This window comes from Neisseria sp. P0008.S004, from assembly GCF_051962755.1.
Taxonomy (GTDB): Bacteria; Pseudomonadota; Gammaproteobacteria; order Burkholderiales; family Neisseriaceae; genus Neisseria; species Neisseria subflava_A.
The window spans coordinates 71,086-85,330 of record NZ_JBQCUZ010000008.1 but is presented as its reverse complement, the minus strand read 5'-3'; the positions used below and the strand labels follow the sequence as shown (position 1 = coordinate 85,330).

Genomic DNA, 14,245 nt, shown 5'->3' with positions numbered 1-14,245 from the left:
AAAGATCAGGCCGTCTGAAATGTGTTTTCAGATGGCCTTTTTGTTATCTGCAATTAAAACGATTCGTCAGCGCGTAAATAACGCCATTTGCCCGGCGGCAGTCGGCCAAGTTTGACTTTGCCCATGCGGATGCGTTTCAAACCGATGACGCGCAGGCCGACAAGTTCGCACATGCGGCGGATTTGTCGTTTTTTGCCTTGTCGCAAAATAAAGCGCAACTGGTCTTCGTTTTGCCATTCGACTTTGGCGGGACGCAATTTTTCTCCGTCCAAACTCAAGCCGTGGTTGAGCAGGGCGAGGCCTTTGTCGTCCAGTTTGCCGCGGACGCGGACGAGGTATTCTTTTTCGCTGCTGCTGTTTTCGCCAATCAGTTGTTTGGCAATGCGGCCGTCCTGAGTGAGTACCAACAATCCGACAGAGTCAATGTCCAAGCGGCCGGCAGGGGCTAAGCCGAATTTGTGCTTTTCGCTGAAAGGGATACGGCTGTCGTCGCCTTCCCAATGGTTGTCGGCGGTAATGAGTTCTGCGGCAGATTTATAGCCTTTTTCTGCCTGCGCGCTGACGTAGCCGACGGGTTTATTCAGAAGGATGGTTACACGCGCTGCTTGTTTTTCATGGGCTTGTTTGTTGAGGTCGATGCGGTCGCGCTCGGTGACTTTTTGACCGAGTACGGCGGTTTGGCCGTTTACTTTGACCCAGCCTTGCTCGATGTAGCTGTCTGCCTCGCGGCGCGAGCATAAGCCTAATTGCGCCATGCGTTTGGAGAGGCGCATGGTTTCGGAATCGTTGTTTTGCATGGTATGGCAATATAGAGAAATGGGAATGTCGGATTATAGCATTGACTGTTTGTCAGGCCGTCTGAAAACTGAATATTTGGGTTTTCAGACGGCCTTTCGTTTGCTATATGTTAAGGAATATTTGGTTTTGAAGTAAAAAATGAAGGGTATATTGTCTGTTTGTGTTAACCTTACGGACGAACTAATCATTTTGTTTTCAGTCGAATTGGGGTTGAAATGACATTTCACTCATGAAATCATGAAGACTATAATGACTGGTCTTTCTGAAGCGCATTAAGGCAGTTTGTCGCTAAAGCAAGCCTTGGTGCATCACGTTTTAAGGATAAATCAATGAAATCGCTCAAATCATTTTTGATTTGGGGCATTGTGGTTTTGGTCGGCCTGGCCTCCTTTACCACTTTGGCCCTCAGTCGCGGCGAGCGTGTCAGTGCGATTTGGATGGTTACGGCCGCCATTTCGGTATACTGCATTGCCTACCGTTTTTACAGTCTTTACATTGCCAACCGTGTGATGCAGCTTGATCCTAACCGTCTGACTCCGGCAGAACGCCACAATGACGGCTTGGACTATGTTCCCACACATAAAGGCGTACTGTTCGGCCACCACTTTGCCGCTATTGCCGGCGCAGGTCCTTTGGTTGGTCCTGTATTGGCAGCGCAAATGGGTTATCTGCCCGGTACTTTGTGGATTATCTTCGGCGTGGTATTTGCCGGTGCCGTACAGGATATGATGGTACTGTTTGTTTCTATGCGCCGTGACGGTAAGTCTTTGGGCGATATCGTGAAACAAGAACTCGGTACTGTTCCCGGCGTGATTGCATCCATCGGTATTTTGATGATTATGGTCATCATTATGGCGGTGTTGGCGCTGATCGTTGTGAAAGCATTGGTTCACAGCCCTTGGGGTACGTTCACCATCGCAGCGACTATGCCGATTGCCCTGTTTATGGGTATCTACACCCGTTACATCCGTCCGGGCAAAATTGGCGAGATTTCCATCGTCGGCTTTATTTTGCTGATGTTGGCTGTGATTTACGGTGAAGATGTTGCCCACAGCTCCTTCGGCCATTGGTTCGACCTTGATGGCATTCAGCTGACTTGGGCGATTATGATTTACGGTTTCGTGGCTTCCGTATTGCCGGTTTGGCTCTTGCTGACTCCGCGCGACTATCTGTCTACCTTCCTGAAAATCGGTACGATTGCAGCTTTGGCTTTGGGTATCGTTATTGTTAACCCGACTCTGCAAATGCCTGCAGTTACCCACTTTATTGACGGTTCAGGCCCAGTATTCTCTGGTGCATTGTTCCCATTCTTATTCATTACCATTGCTTGTGGTGCGGTTTCAGGCTTCCATGCGTTGATTTCTTCAGGTACTACGCCAAAAATGGTGGAAAACGAAACCCACGTCCGCATGATCGGTTACGGTGGCATGATTATGGAAAGCTTTGTGGCCATTATGGCTCTGGCTGCTGCCGCTTCGCTTGATCCAGGCGTGTACTTCGCGATGAACAGCCCGGCCGCGCTGATTGGTACAGATGCCAACACAGCTGCCGAAGTCATTACCACTAAACTGAACTTCCCTGTTGATGCCGCAACCTTGTTGCACACTGCTAGAGAAGTGGGCGAAAACACCATTCTGTCCCGTGCAGGTGGCGCACCAACCCTTGCAGTCGGTATGGCACACATCATGAGCCGTCTGATTCCGGGCGAAGCCATGATGGCGTTCTGGTATCACTTTGCCTTGCTGTTTGAAGCCTTGTTCATCTTGACCGCGGTTGACGCAGGTACACGCGTTGCCCGTTTCATGATTCAAGACTTGGGCAGTATCTTCTACAAACCATTCGGTAATACCGACTCTATCCCTGCCAACTTGGTTGCAACATTCTTTGCCGTGGCATTGTGGGGTTACTTCCTCTATACCGGCGTAACCGACCCTCTGGGTGGTATCAACTCGCTCTGGCCGTTGTTCGGTATCGCCAACCAAATGCTTGCAGGCGTAGCGTTGATTATGTGTACCGTTGTATTGGTGAAAATGAAACGCGACCGCTATGTTTGGGTAACTTTGGTTCCTGCTTTCGGCGTATTGTTTGTAACCTGCTATGCCGGTTTGCAAAAACTGTTCCACAGCGACCCGCGCATCAGCTTCTTGGCTCACGCAGGCAAATACCGCGATGCCTTGGCTTCAGGCGAAGTCCTTGCTCCTGCTAAAGACATTGGCGAAATGTCACAAATCATCTTCAACGACCAAATCAATGCCGGTCTGACCGCTTTGTTCCTGGCAGTTGTCGTGATTGTCGCCGTGTACGGTTTCCGTACCGCCATGAAAGCCCGCAAAGTCGGCTGGCCAACTGCTAAAGAAATTCCAGCAGTGTACCGCGACGGTAAACAGCCGGAGGCTCAGAATGAAGCATAAGCTTGCCTCTTGGTGGAAAACCATCAAGTTGACAGCAAACTTGATGGCCGGTGTCCCAGATTATGAAAACTACGTTGCCCGCCAGCGCAAACATAATCCCAATGCGCCGGTCATGACCGAGCTGCAATTCCAAGACTACTGCCGCAAACGCCGTTGCGGTAGCAACGGCGGACGCTGTTGTTAATGAAGGCATGAAAAAAGGCCGTCTGAAAATACTTTCAGATGGCCTTTTTAGTTCGATAAATTATTTATCTTGAGCGTTTTTTTGTTCGCGGACAACCCATTGGGCAATGTCAGAACCCAATACTTTGGAAGTACGGTTCAAGACGGCACAAGAGCTTTTATAAGCGCCAAACATACCGCCGGAAGAATTGCGGGTAAAGGTTTTTTTGCCAACTTGTTTACCGTCAACATACAAAGTGGCTGAAACAGCCATACCTTTGGCGTGACTGATAAAGGCATTGCCTGCACTCATGGCCGAAGTAATGGCGATATCTGCGTATGTGCCTTGTTTTTTACCGTCACGGACAACCGTTACATCGCTTTTGGCTGCAGTTTCTTGCAAAGATTTGGACATGATGCCGCCCACTTCTAAACACTCGGAAACAATACGGGTATCGATTTCTTCTTCATCGCGGTAAGGGATGCTTTCATCAATATGGACATCCGCGCTGGCGAATGCAGACGCAAACAAGAATGCGGTTGCAAGGATACGGTTAGGAGACATAGTAGGGTACCTGAAATGGAATGTTAAAAAGAGTTGTTATTGTATAACGGCATTTACACTCAATCAACATAAGTTAAATAGGAAAAGATTTTGTTGAAATAGCTGTTATAGCAAGATAATCAAAAGGCCGTCTGAAATACTGCTATTCAGACGGCCTTTTGATTAAGGTATTAATTTGTTCTGGTCAAATAAGGCAGGGGATCGACTGCTTTGCCGTTTAGACGAACTTCAAAATGAAGCTTGACGCTGTCTGTATCGCTGCTGCCCATGGTGGCGATAACTTGACCTGCTTGGACTTTTTGATCTTTTTGTACCAAAAGCGTGTCGTTGTGGGCATAGGCGGTAATGGTGTAATCGTTGTGGCTGATTAAAATCAGCTTGCCGTAGCCGCGGACTTCTTCGCCAACGTAGATGACGGTACCGGCTGCGGCAGAACGGATTTGTTGGCCTTGCGTGCCTGCAATATCTATGCCTTTGCTGGTTGTGCCGTTGTAGCGTTGGATAATGGAGGATGAGGCGTTATCGGTCGGCCATTGCAGGTTCAATCGGTTGATCGGAGTAACGGCAGTAGTTTGGCGTTGCTGTGTTGCGGTGCTGCGTGGGGCGACATGACGGCGGACGCGCAATACTTGACCGACTTCGATTTGTGAGGCGTTGGGAAGATTGTTCCATGCAACCAGTGTATTGACGTTTTGTCCGTAGCGTTTGGCGATTTGGGTCAGGGTATCGCCGGGGCGGACTTTGTAGTAGCCGTCGGGTACGGCGCGGTTGGAAGAGGTATTGTTGCCGGCGCAGGCTGCTAAGACGGCAATGGTGCTGATGAGTGCCAGACGTTTCAAGGCCGTCTGAAAGGTGGAAATAAAGTTTGTATTCATGGGTTGTTTCTAAATGTATCGTTATGCTGTGTATGATAGATAGGAAGAGTTGAAAAAGGTTCACTCAAAAGGCATGGAATAAACTGCATAAAGGCAGTATATTAACATTGAAAATTTGTGAATATGTCGGCATATTTTTTTATCATTTTGATGATAAAGGATTTTTTTGATAAGGTAAAAGAAAGTGAAAGTTTTTTCAGACGGCATTGAATAAGGCAATAAAAATCCCCTGCCGGGATAAACGGGCAGGGGATTTTTGTATTATCGAACTTATTTGTTCAATTCGTTAGCCAGATACAGCCAGGTTTCAATAACGGTATCAGGGTTGAGCGATACGCTTTCGATACCTTCTTCAACCAGCCATTTGGCAAAGTCCGGATGGTCTGATGGACCTTGACCGCAAATGCCGACGTATTTATTTTGTTTGCGGCAGGCAGAGATTGCCAAGTGCAACATCACTTTAACGGCAGGATTACGTTCGTCAAAGGAGTCGGATACCAAGCCGCTGTCACGGTCGAGGCCGAGGGTCAGCTGGGTCATGTCGTTAGAGCCGATGGAGAAGCCGTCGAAGTATTGCAGGAATTGTTCTGCCAATACCGCGTTGCTTGGCAATTCGCACATCATGATCAGGCGCAGACCGTTTTTGCCGCGTTCCAAACCGTTTTCTTTCAGGGCTTTAACAACAGCTTCTGCTTCACCCAAAGTACGAACGAATGGAATCATGATTTCGACGTTGGTCAAACCCATTTCATCGCGAACGCGTTTCAAGGCTTTACACTCGAGTGCGAAGCAGTCTTTGAAGTTATCGGCTACATAACGCGCTGCACCACGGAAGCCCAACATTGGGTTTTCTTCGTGAGGTTCGTAGATGCTGCCACCCACCAAGTTAGCGTACTCGTTGGATTTGAAGTCAGACATACGAACGATGGTTTTGCGTGGATAAACCGAAGCAGCCAAAGTTGCCACACCTTCCGCGATTTTATCGACATAGAAGTCAACAGGAGAAGCGTAGCCGGCGATGCGGCGGGTAATTTCAGCTTTCAACTCGTCGTCTTGTTTGTCAAATTCCAACAAGGCTTTAGGGTGGATACCGATTTGACGGTTGATAATAAATTCCATACGTGCCAAGCCGATACCTTCGCTAGGCAGGTTGGCGAAGCTGAATGCCAATTCAGGGTTACCAACGTTCATCATCACTTTGACAGGGGCTTTAGGCATGTTGTCCAAAGCAACATCGGTAACTTGTACGTCCAGCAGGCCGGAGTAGATGAAGCCGGTATCGCCTTCGGCACAAGATACGGTAACTTCTTGGCCGTCTGAAAGCAGATCGGTAGCATCGCCACAACCTACAACAGCCGGAATACCCAATTCACGCGCGATAATCGCTGCGTGGCAGGTACGGCCGCCACGGTTGGTCACGATGGCAGAAGCACGTTTCATCACCGGTTCCCAATCCGGGTCGGTCATGTCGGTAACGAGTACGTCGCCTGCTTCAACGGAATCCATCTCGGAAGCATCTTTCACCAAGCGAACTTTACCTTGGCCAACTTTTTGACCGATGGCTCGGCCTTCGCACAAGACGACTTTTTCGCCGTTGATAGAGAAGCGGCGCAGATTGCGGCTGCCGTCTTCTTGAGATTTCACGGTTTCAGGACGCGCTTGCAGGATGTAGAGTTTGCCATCCAAGCCGTCGCGGCCCCATTCGATGTCCATTGGGCGGCCGTAGTGTTTTTCGATGGTCAGCGCGTAATGAGCCAACTCGGTTACTTCGGCGTCGGTAATGGAGAAGCGTTGACGGTCTTCTGCAGGTACATCAACGTTGGTTACAGATTTACCGGCTTCGGCTTTGTCGGTAAAGATCATTTTGATTTGTTTCGAACCCATGGTTTTGCGCAGGATAGCCGGTTTGCCTGCTTTCAAAGTAGGTTTGAATACATAGAATTCGTCAGGGTTTACCGCGCCTTGTACGACGTTTTCGCCCAGGCCGTAAGAAGAGGTAACGAAAACGACTTGGTCGTAACCAGATTCGGTATCGATGGTAAACATCACACCGGAAGCACCGCTGTCAGAGCGCACCATGCGTTGTACGCCTGCGGAAAGGGCAACGATGTCGTGTTCGAAGCCTTTGTGGACACGGTAAGAAATGGCACGGTCGTTGTACAGGGAAGCAAATACATGGTGCATGGCTTCTTTAACGTTATCCAAGCCATTGATATTCAGGAAGGTTTCTTGTTGGCCGGCGAAAGAAGCGTCCGGCAAGTCTTCTGCTGTTGCGGAAGAACGTACGGCAACGGAAATGTCCGCACCGCCGGCATCAGCAACCATTTTGTTCCAAGCTGTTTCGATTTCAGCATCCAGCTGGTCAGGGAACGGAGTATCCAAAATCCATTGACGGATTTCTTTACCCACGCGCGCCAACTCGGCAACGTCTTCAACATCCAGTTGTTTCAGGGCTTCGGAAATACGCTCGCTCAGACCATTGTGAGCCAGGAAAGCACGATAAGCTTCGGCTGTGGTTGCAAAACCGCCGGGAACGCGCACGCCTTTTTCAGTCAGTTGGCTGATCATTTCGCCCAAAGAGGCATTTTTACCGCCCACTCGCTCAACGTCAGTCATACGCAGGTTTTCAAACCAAATAACGTAGTTTTCGGCCATTTGTGTGTCCAATCCAATCCAAAAAATGTTAAAAAAGAAACAAATCCGCCTGCTTATTGTAGCCATTCGTTTGATGGCTGTCATGTGTTTTATCTTTTTAAAAATCACAAATTCGTCTGTGATATTGTGCTTTTCAGGCGTGTAGCCTTCTGAAATGTGAATATCAGATTCATGTTTTTACGTGTTATCTTCTTGTTAAATATGGAAAACAAAATAAGTTAATAAATTTGATAAACAAGATTTATTTTGCAATTTTAGAATAAAATTCTACAAAATAGAAAAAAATAAAATTTTGTGCCAATTTAAAAATTGTTCAAATTTGTTGTAATCCTGTGTAATCTGTCGGGAATCGCTTTATTGCAAAGGCTGTAACTGCTATGATTGCCGTCTGAAACGTTACCCTCAAGAGGATTCATTATGACTGATCCACGCCAAGTCTTCTATATTTCCGACCGAACCGGCCTGACCGCTGAAAATATCGGTGAAGCCTTGCTGAACCAATTTGGCAATGTTGAGTTCAAACGCCATACCTATCCGTTTATCGATACGCCTGAAAAAGCGCGTGCTGTTGTAGACAAAGTCAACCAGTCAGCTGAAAAATTCGGCGTGCGCCCGATTGCTTTTGTCAGTGTGGTCAATGACGAAATCCGTGAAATCATCAAGAAAGCCAATGCGTTCCATATTAATTTCTTTGAAACCTTTCTCGGTCTTTTGGAAAAGGAACTCAATACGGAGGCGGTTGCCGCCCGGCAGGGGCACCACAGTATCGGCAATACCCAACGCTATGATGCGCGTATGGAGGCGGTCAATTTTTCACTGAATCATGATGACGGCGTCAGCGATAAAAACCTGCAGGAAGCGGATGTGATTTTGATGGGCGTGTCCCGTTCCGGCAAAACGCCGACTTGTCTCTATCTGGCCTTGCAATACGGTATCCGTGCCGCCAACTATCCATTGATTCCTGATGATTTGGAATCCACAGATTTGCCGCGTATGGTCAAGCCTTATAAAGACAAGCTGTTTGGTTTGACCATTCAGCCTGAACGCTTGCAGGCAATCCGTCAGGAGCGCCGTCCTAATTCGACTTATGCCAAAATCGATACTTGCCGCAGCGAGATTGCCGATGCGCAAAATATGTTCAAACGCCACGGTGTGCCGTTTACCAATACAACCGATAAATCTGTGGAAGAACTCGCCGTTCATATCTTGCAGGCTTGCAAGCTGAAACGCCGTTTCTAAATGAAATGATAAAAGGCCGTCTGAAATTTCAGACGGCCTTTTTTTATTTTGTGTATTAAGTCTTAGGCAGGGTAACACCGGTTTGTCCCATGTATTTGCCGTTGCGGTCTTTGTATGAAGTTTCGCAGACTTCATCGCTTTCAAAGAACAAGACTTGAGCCACGCCTTCGCCGGCATAGATTTTGGCAGGCAGGGGGGTGGTGTTGGAAAACTCAAGCGTAACGTAGCCTTCCCACTCTGGCTCAAACGGGGTAACGTTGACGATGATGCCGCAGCGTGCGTAAGTGGATTTCCCTAAGCAGACAGTCAGGACGTTGCGCGGGATGCGGAAATATTCGACTGTGCGCGCCAAAGCAAAGGAGTTGGGCGGAATGATGCAGCAGTCATCTTCGACTGTAACGAAGTTTTTCGGGTCGAAGTTTTTCGGGTCGACGATGGTGCTGTTGATATTGGTGAAGATTTTAAATTCATTGGCACAGCGGATGTCGTAGCCGTAGCTGGATGTGCCGTAGGAAATGATGCGTTGACCGTTGGCCTCTTTGATTTGGTTGGGCTCGAACGGCTCAATCATGCCGTGTTCTTCGGCCATGCGGCGTATCCATTTGTCGGATTTAATGCTCATGGTGGTTGTCCTGAGGTAAGGGTTGTTTGGAAATTCTTTGAAATCAACACGACAGCCTTTAGACAGGCTTGTCAATTGATGTTTCAGACGGCCTAAAAGCTGGATAAGGCCGTCTGAAAGGCTGTTTATTTGGTTTTGGAAGCAGATTTCTTAGGCAGTTTGACTTCTTTAATCATACCGTCTTCGCATTTCATGATGAAGACTGGTGTGCCGTTTTGGGAGGCAGTAAAGTTTCCGTGCGCCCTGCCTTTTTTGAACACGCCCTCCAGCGTCATATTGCGTAATTTGGCGCTGTTGGAGGAGAAAGGTTCGATAAAGGTTTCGCCGTTGCCGGAAACGGTATATACGCCTTTGCCGTCAAATTTGCCGTTTTTAAATGTGCCGACATAACTGCGGCCGTCTTGGCATTTCCATGTACCTTTACCGGACGGTTTGCCGTCTTTGCCGACATCGCCATCATAAGCGCAACCTTTTTCCTGATAAGGATTGATGGTTTCAGCAATGGCAGGCGTGCCCAGCATGAAGGCGATAGGGAGTAGGGCGAGGTATTTCATCATTCATTCCTTTTTGCAGGCAGTTTCAGACGGCCTGATATTGGGATTCAAAAGTCAGCAGGGTTTCAGCAATATGGCGTGGCAATATGGCTAAAGCGTGTTCGCGCATAGACGTAGGGATACCGTAGCAGGCTTCGGCAATACTGCCGGTAATGGCCGCCAAGGTATCGCTGTCTCCGCCAAGGGAAACTGCCAGTCGGATGGCGTGTTCAAAATCATCGCTTTCAAGAAAGGCAGTAATCGCTTGAGGCACGGTTTCCTGACAGCTTTCGTTGAAATGATAATGCGGGCGGATTTGGTCGCAACTTTGGCTCAAGTCGTAGCCGAATTGTCGTGTAATGTTTTCTTTAATTTGCGCTTTGCTTATACCAGTACGCGCCCAAAAGATGGCGGCGGCTACGGCTTGCGCACCTTTAATGCCTTCCGGGTGGTTGTGCGTTACGATAGCGGATTGTTCGGCAAAATGCAGGGTTTCTTCCAATGTGGCAAATGTCCAACCAACGGCAGAAACACGCATGGCCGAGCCGTTGCCCCAGCTATTATAAGGTTCTGGATCTTTCCATTCTATCCATTGTGAGAAGCGGCCGCCATATGCGCCTTTAGCGCAGGGATATGCCCTACACCAGCCTTGTAAAATAGAGGCCAAATTATCGTTGCAGCCTTGTAAAACCCAATCGGCGATGGCAACAGTGCAAATCGTGTCATCTGTAAAGTCGCTGTCGGGGCTGAAAATGTCAAAATCGGTGTGACGGTAGTTGTCAAACTCAAATCGTGATCCGGCAATATCGCCGATGACTGCGCCCAACATCATGACATCCTTTCTGATACTTCTATCGTCGTTACCGTACCGTCTGCCAAACGGCTGTTGGCAGGTACAAATACCACCATCAGCGTAGGATTTCCACGTGCCATCATCGGCATCAGACTAAGCGGCATATTTGGATCGGTTTTCTGAAAGCGTATCCGTTCATCACCTACACCAAACAACCTGTTTGGATGGCTGTGTGCCGCCTCATCCATTCCGGCCTGCAGGATTTTTTGTTTTTCGGCCGGAGTTTTACCGGTTAGCAGGCTTGGATTGGTTTTCTCAAAGAAGTTAGATTTTGCCAGCGTCCAATAAGTATCACCGGGCTGCCCGCTGGGGTTTTGGGTTTTCATCTTATGGGCAAAATAATCAACAGCCTGTTGCTGGTTCATTGCCTTGATTGCTTCTGTATTTGAGCCGTATTTGGTTTCTTTTGGGTTGTTCCGCAAATCAAACTGAAAACGGTTGTATTCGGCTTTTCCTTCTTCATAAACAAATCTTCGTGCATATTCATTCGCTGTTATATTGCGATTTCCATCAATATCAAGATCAAGCTTGGAAATGGTTTTCGACAAACCATGTCCTAACTCATGAGCCCAATCAGAAGCAGTCAGATATCTTTTGTCTGCCGTACTGAATACAATACTTCTATTTTCTTTACTGCCAATTAGTTTGCTTTGGAAAAATATGCCGGAATATTTAGTGTATTGCTTGAATACTCCCTAACCCCCATTGATTGATAAAGTTATGGGTTTGCCCCAGTAAAATTGAATCCCGAATAATCTGATTAACTTCCGAAACAGGCATCCCTAATTTTAAAAAATGCTGCCGGATTTGTGCTGTTGTAGCCATACCATATACCTTTAAAATTAAATACTATCGACTATCTGATAAGAAAGATGCTGGAAATATCATTAATGCATTTGTCTGTTGGATGCTGAAATAATATTCCTGCACCTTTCTCCTCCCTTATAACCAAATGTCTATCACTCCCGATCAAATGGTTGTTTTCATCTACTGCTACTTGTTTTACTACCGTATACCTAGGAAAAACTTGTTCTGTTCCATTGTTAAAGCATACGCTGACCGGGCTTAGGATATGAGATGAAACATAGGGTTTCGGCAAATCATCAGGATAACGGTCGTCAGGAAACAATGAACGGTATCGTTTTATATAATCAGGCGTTGCTTCGATTTCTAAAAAAGTACTGCCGTCGTAGTTGGTCTGATGCACTACCGTAAAGCCGTCGGTCGGCCGTTTTAGCTTACGCCGCCTGTGTTTGAGCCATTTCTGCCGCTCTGCCTTGTCTTTCCATCTGAGTACCGCCTGTTTTTCTCCGTCAGGCCGCAAACGGCCGGAAAGCCGCAGATAGCGCCGGTACACGGGAACCTGCCACTTTTTCGCTAAATCTTCAGGCGGCATATCAAGCAAACAGGCACTATGCAGCGTGCCGGCCATCTGTCTGAACAAATTCTCGAAGCTCTCTACAGGATAAAGCTGCCCGCAGCCCGTTGCGTCATCCGCATATGCTTGAGAAACAGAGACCGTCTGAATGCCGCTATCGGCATGAGACAAAATGGGCAGCAACATGGCCGGCCACAACAAAGCAGCTAAAAATTTCACACTCATCTCCTTCTTGATAAAAATTATTACTTGCATAAATATTATTCCCAATATTTTTCACTGCAAGCACATTTACACGCTAATTGTTTGTTTTATTTTGATGTTTATATGTTATTGCAAGTTGGGTAGCCCAGGCCGTCTGAAACATGCTTTGTCGCAAAATACGGGCAAGCTGCTACAATACAGCCGCTATGTCGAAACAAAACAAACGGAGAAACGGCATGCCATGAGCAACACACGACAAACACCGGAAATCCCCGCCGCACCGCTGCAAGAATCCCGCGCGTGGTTTGACGCGCACACCGCCGGTTTGCCCGAACCTGCGCAAAAGCTGCTTCAGACGGCCTTGTCGCTGGCCGAGACGCATTATCCTGCCGATGCGGCCACGCCTGCGGGCGAGCCGCTTTTGGCGCACCTTTTGGGTGCGGCGCGTATGGTGAACGAATTGGATTTGCTGCCCGATGCGGTGGCCGCCACGCTTTTGGCCGACATCGTGCGTTTTGTGCCCGACTGGCGTGAGCTGCTCACGGAACGCTGCAACAGTACTGTCGCCGAGCTGGTCAAAGGTGTGGACGAAGTGCAGAAGCTTACACACTTTGCCCGTGTGGACAGCCTCGCCACGCCTGAAGAGCGCGCCCAACAGGCGGAAACCATGCGTATTATATTTCAGACGGCCTTTGATATTTCCCAATCAAAAGGCCGTCTGAAAAATTATTCTTGCCAGCCGCCCAAATAAGAAACCAGTTCTTCCAACATGGTGCTGATGGCTTCGGTCATCAGGATTTGTGAGGCAAAGGCGAGGCTGGCTGCATCGTCGCCGTTGCTTTCGGCTTCTTCTTGCAAAACGTCCAGATACTGGATGCGTTTGAGTGTAAAGTCTTGAGTAAGGATGAACGCGATTTGTTCGCGCCATACCAAACCCAGCTGGGTAACGGTTTTGCCATTTTTGACGTGTTGTACCACTTCATCGGCGGTCAGGTCTTGTTTGGAAACTTTGACGACCGGAACAACATCGCCTACGCCTTTGAGTTCGCAATCGCTGTCCAATTCAAAACCGCCTTCGCAATGGCCTTGCAGCAGCCAGCTGGTCATCAGGGAGGAGGGCGATTGTTTGGTGTTGGGCAGGGCGGCTTCCAAACCACCCAACGCTTCGCGCAGTTTGGTCAGGATATTTTCCGCTTTGGCAGAGGCGGCATTGTTGACCAAAAGATACCCGTGGCGCGTGTCGAAAATCGCCTGTGTGCGGCTGCTGCGCGTAAAGGCACGGGGCAGCAGGTCGTCAGTAATCTGTTCTTTCAGTTCTTGTTTTTCCTTACGGCCTACATTACGCGCTTCGTTGTTTTGGATTTCCAAAACCTTTTCATCCAAAATATCGCGGATGACGCCGGCAGGCAGGACTTTTTCTTCTTTTTTCAGGGCAACGCGCCAAGTGTAATCGGCAGGGAAAACTAGCTCTGGCGAAAAGGAAACCGGCGTGGAAAAGCCTTCGCTAAACCAGTCCAAACCCTGACAATGGGCAAATTCGGATTGCGCCAATTTGTCGGCAAGGACTTCCAATTCGGGCAACTTGTCTTTGTTGAGCGGATAAAAACTGATTTGCTTAAACCACATGGCGAGTTTTCCTTTTTATTAAAACCGGCATTATACAGGGAAAATAACATACGGAAATCGGCAGCCTCTTTAAAAATGCAGTAAAGGCGTTGACAGAAGAAAAGGGTTTCTGTATAGTTCGCGCTTCGGTTACGCGCCCATCGTCTAGAGGCCTAGGACACTGCCCTTTCACGGCGGCAACCGGGGTTCGAATCCCCGTGGGCGTGCCAGAATTCTTAAAAAACGCTCCTGCTTTTGCAGGGGCGTTTTTTGTTTTCAGACGGCCTGTCGCTGTGAAAATATCTTTAAATTGGTTTACAATAATGCCATTCTGAATCTTAACGA

At 48.2% G+C, this 14,245-nt stretch carries 14 protein-coding genes, 1 tRNA gene and 1 pseudogene; 5 read left to right on the top strand and 11 right to left on the bottom strand.

What is annotated here, in order from left to right; genetic code table 11:
• Positions 1-53 precede the first annotated feature (53 nt).
• Positions 54-797, bottom strand: coding sequence for a pseudouridine synthase (locus ACTHSW_RS09340; protein ID WP_070462009.1), 744 nt, complete (start codon positions 795-797; stop codon positions 54-56).
• A gap of 330 nt (positions 798-1,127) precedes the next feature.
• Between ACTHSW_RS09340 and ACTHSW_RS09335 the strand changes: the two genes are divergently transcribed.
• Positions 1,128-3,209 (top strand): carbon starvation CstA family protein, encoded by a 2,082-nt coding sequence (locus ACTHSW_RS09335; protein ID WP_070462011.1) that lies wholly within the window; start codon positions 1,128-1,130, stop codon positions 3,207-3,209.
• Positions 3,199-3,393 carry a YbdD/YjiX family protein gene (locus tag ACTHSW_RS09330; RefSeq protein ID WP_049343946.1) on the top strand — a complete coding sequence of 65 codons (195 nt, stop codon included), beginning with the start codon at positions 3,199-3,201 and terminating at the stop codon, positions 3,391-3,393. The genes ACTHSW_RS09335 and ACTHSW_RS09330 overlap by 11 nt, the downstream gene beginning before the upstream one ends.
• 60 nt (positions 3,394-3,453) lie before the next feature.
• On the opposite strand, the gene ACTHSW_RS09325 is transcribed toward ACTHSW_RS09330, so the two are convergent.
• From ACTHSW_RS09325 to ppsA, 3 genes are all read right to left on the bottom strand, one after another.
• Positions 3,454-3,936, bottom strand: coding sequence for a hypothetical protein (locus ACTHSW_RS09325; protein ID WP_070462013.1), 483 nt, complete (start codon positions 3,934-3,936; stop codon positions 3,454-3,456).
• A gap of 170 nt (positions 3,937-4,106) precedes the next feature.
• Entirely contained in the window at positions 4,107-4,811 is a 705-nt protein-coding gene (locus ACTHSW_RS09320) for a peptidoglycan DD-metalloendopeptidase family protein (protein ID WP_070462015.1), read from the bottom strand.
• Between the two features lie 270 nt (positions 4,812-5,081).
• Positions 5,082-7,466, bottom strand: a complete 2,385-nt coding sequence (gene ppsA, locus ACTHSW_RS09315) for a phosphoenolpyruvate synthase (RefSeq protein WP_070462017.1) — start codon at positions 7,464-7,466, stop codon at positions 5,082-5,084.
• 417 nt (positions 7,467-7,883) lie between these two features.
• Between ppsA and ppsR the strand changes: the two genes are divergently transcribed.
• A complete protein-coding gene (gene ppsR, locus ACTHSW_RS09310) occupies positions 7,884-8,705 on the top strand; it encodes a posphoenolpyruvate synthetase regulatory kinase/phosphorylase PpsR (RefSeq protein WP_036491303.1) in 822 nt (273 codons plus the stop codon).
• Between the two features lie 55 nt (positions 8,706-8,760).
• Here ppsR and dcd read toward each other — a convergent pair whose 3' ends face one another.
• The 6 genes from dcd to ACTHSW_RS09280 all read right to left on the bottom strand — a co-directional run bounded on the left by dcd (position 8,761) and on the right by ACTHSW_RS09280 (position 12,316).
• Positions 8,761-9,327: a dCTP deaminase gene (gene dcd, locus ACTHSW_RS09305; RefSeq protein WP_003680541.1), complete on the bottom strand. Its 567-nt coding sequence runs from the start codon at positions 9,325-9,327 to the stop codon at positions 8,761-8,763.
• A gap of 125 nt (positions 9,328-9,452) precedes the next feature.
• Positions 9,453-9,884 (bottom strand): hypothetical protein, encoded by a 432-nt coding sequence (locus ACTHSW_RS09300; protein WP_070462019.1) that lies wholly within the window; start codon positions 9,882-9,884, stop codon positions 9,453-9,455.
• 22 nt (positions 9,885-9,906) lie between these two features.
• Positions 9,907-10,689 (bottom strand): ADP-ribosylglycohydrolase family protein, encoded by a 783-nt coding sequence (locus tag ACTHSW_RS09295; protein ID WP_070462021.1) that lies wholly within the window; start codon positions 10,687-10,689, stop codon positions 9,907-9,909.
• Positions 10,689-11,261, bottom strand: a complete 573-nt coding sequence (locus tag ACTHSW_RS09290; RefSeq protein WP_070462023.1) for a hypothetical protein — start codon at positions 11,259-11,261, stop codon at positions 10,689-10,691. The genes ACTHSW_RS09295 and ACTHSW_RS09290 overlap by 1 nt, the downstream gene beginning before the upstream one ends.
• Before the next feature lie 124 nt (positions 11,262-11,385).
• The gene (locus ACTHSW_RS09285) at positions 11,386-11,538 is read right to left on the bottom strand and encodes a hypothetical protein (RefSeq protein WP_225905468.1); all 153 of its coding nucleotides are present in this window, start codon (positions 11,536-11,538) and stop codon (positions 11,386-11,388) included.
• Positions 11,539-11,569: 31 nt separating this feature from the next.
• Positions 11,570-12,316 (bottom strand): hypothetical protein, encoded by a 747-nt coding sequence (locus ACTHSW_RS09280; RefSeq protein WP_225905513.1) that lies wholly within the window; start codon positions 12,314-12,316, stop codon positions 11,570-11,572.
• 220 nt (positions 12,317-12,536) lie between these two features.
• Between ACTHSW_RS09280 and ACTHSW_RS09275 the strand changes: the two are divergent.
• A pseudogene (locus ACTHSW_RS09275) lies at positions 12,537-12,968 on the top strand (HD domain-containing protein); the annotation flags it as partial.
• A 53-nt stretch (positions 12,969-13,021) separates the two neighbouring features.
• Here ACTHSW_RS09275 and ACTHSW_RS09270 read toward each other — a convergent pair.
• Entirely contained in the window at positions 13,022-13,921 is a 900-nt protein-coding gene (locus ACTHSW_RS09270) for a recombination-associated protein RdgC (protein ID WP_070461640.1), read from the bottom strand.
• 133 nt (positions 13,922-14,054) lie between these two features.
• On the opposite strand from ACTHSW_RS09270, the gene ACTHSW_RS09265 reads away from it, so the two are divergent.
• Positions 14,055-14,130 (top strand) — tRNA-Glu (locus ACTHSW_RS09265).
• The last annotated feature ends 115 nt before the right edge of the window (positions 14,131-14,245 follow it).

Bases quoted from the DNA above. Each gene is read 5' to 3' on its own strand.
- ACTHSW_RS09340 (WP_070462009.1), bottom strand. From the start codon at position 797: ATGCAAAACAACGATTCCGAAACCATGCGCCTCTCCAAACGCATGGCG.
- ACTHSW_RS09335 (WP_070462011.1), top strand. From the start codon at position 1,128: ATGAAATCGCTCAAATCATTTTTGATTTGGGGCATTGTGGTTTTGGTC.
- ACTHSW_RS09330 (WP_049343946.1), top strand. From the start codon at position 3,199: ATGAAGCATAAGCTTGCCTCTTGGTGGAAAACCATCAAGTTGACAGCA.
- ACTHSW_RS09325 (WP_070462013.1), bottom strand. From the start codon at position 3,936: ATGTCTCCTAACCGTATCCTTGCAACCGCATTCTTGTTTGCGTCTGCA.
- ACTHSW_RS09320 (WP_070462015.1), bottom strand. From the start codon at position 4,811: ATGAATACAAACTTTATTTCCACCTTTCAGACGGCCTTGAAACGTCTG.
- ppsA (WP_070462017.1), bottom strand. From the start codon at position 7,466: ATGGCCGAAAACTACGTTATTTGGTTTGAAAACCTGCGTATGACTGAC.
- ppsR (WP_036491303.1), top strand. From the start codon at position 7,884: ATGACTGATCCACGCCAAGTCTTCTATATTTCCGACCGAACCGGCCTG.
- dcd (WP_003680541.1), bottom strand. From the start codon at position 9,327: ATGAGCATTAAATCCGACAAATGGATACGCCGCATGGCCGAAGAACAC.
- ACTHSW_RS09300 (WP_070462019.1), bottom strand. From the start codon at position 9,884: ATGATGAAATACCTCGCCCTACTCCCTATCGCCTTCATGCTGGGCACG.
- ACTHSW_RS09295 (WP_070462021.1), bottom strand. From the start codon at position 10,689: ATGTTGGGCGCAGTCATCGGCGATATTGCCGGATCACGATTTGAGTTT.
- ACTHSW_RS09285 (WP_225905468.1), bottom strand. From the start codon at position 11,538: ATGGCTACAACAGCACAAATCCGGCAGCATTTTTTAAAATTAGGGATG.
- ACTHSW_RS09280 (WP_225905513.1), bottom strand. From the start codon at position 12,316: ATGAGTGTGAAATTTTTAGCTGCTTTGTTGTGGCCGGCCATGTTGCTG.
- ACTHSW_RS09270 (WP_070461640.1), bottom strand. From the start codon at position 13,921: ATGTGGTTTAAGCAAATCAGTTTTTATCCGCTCAACAAAGACAAGTTG.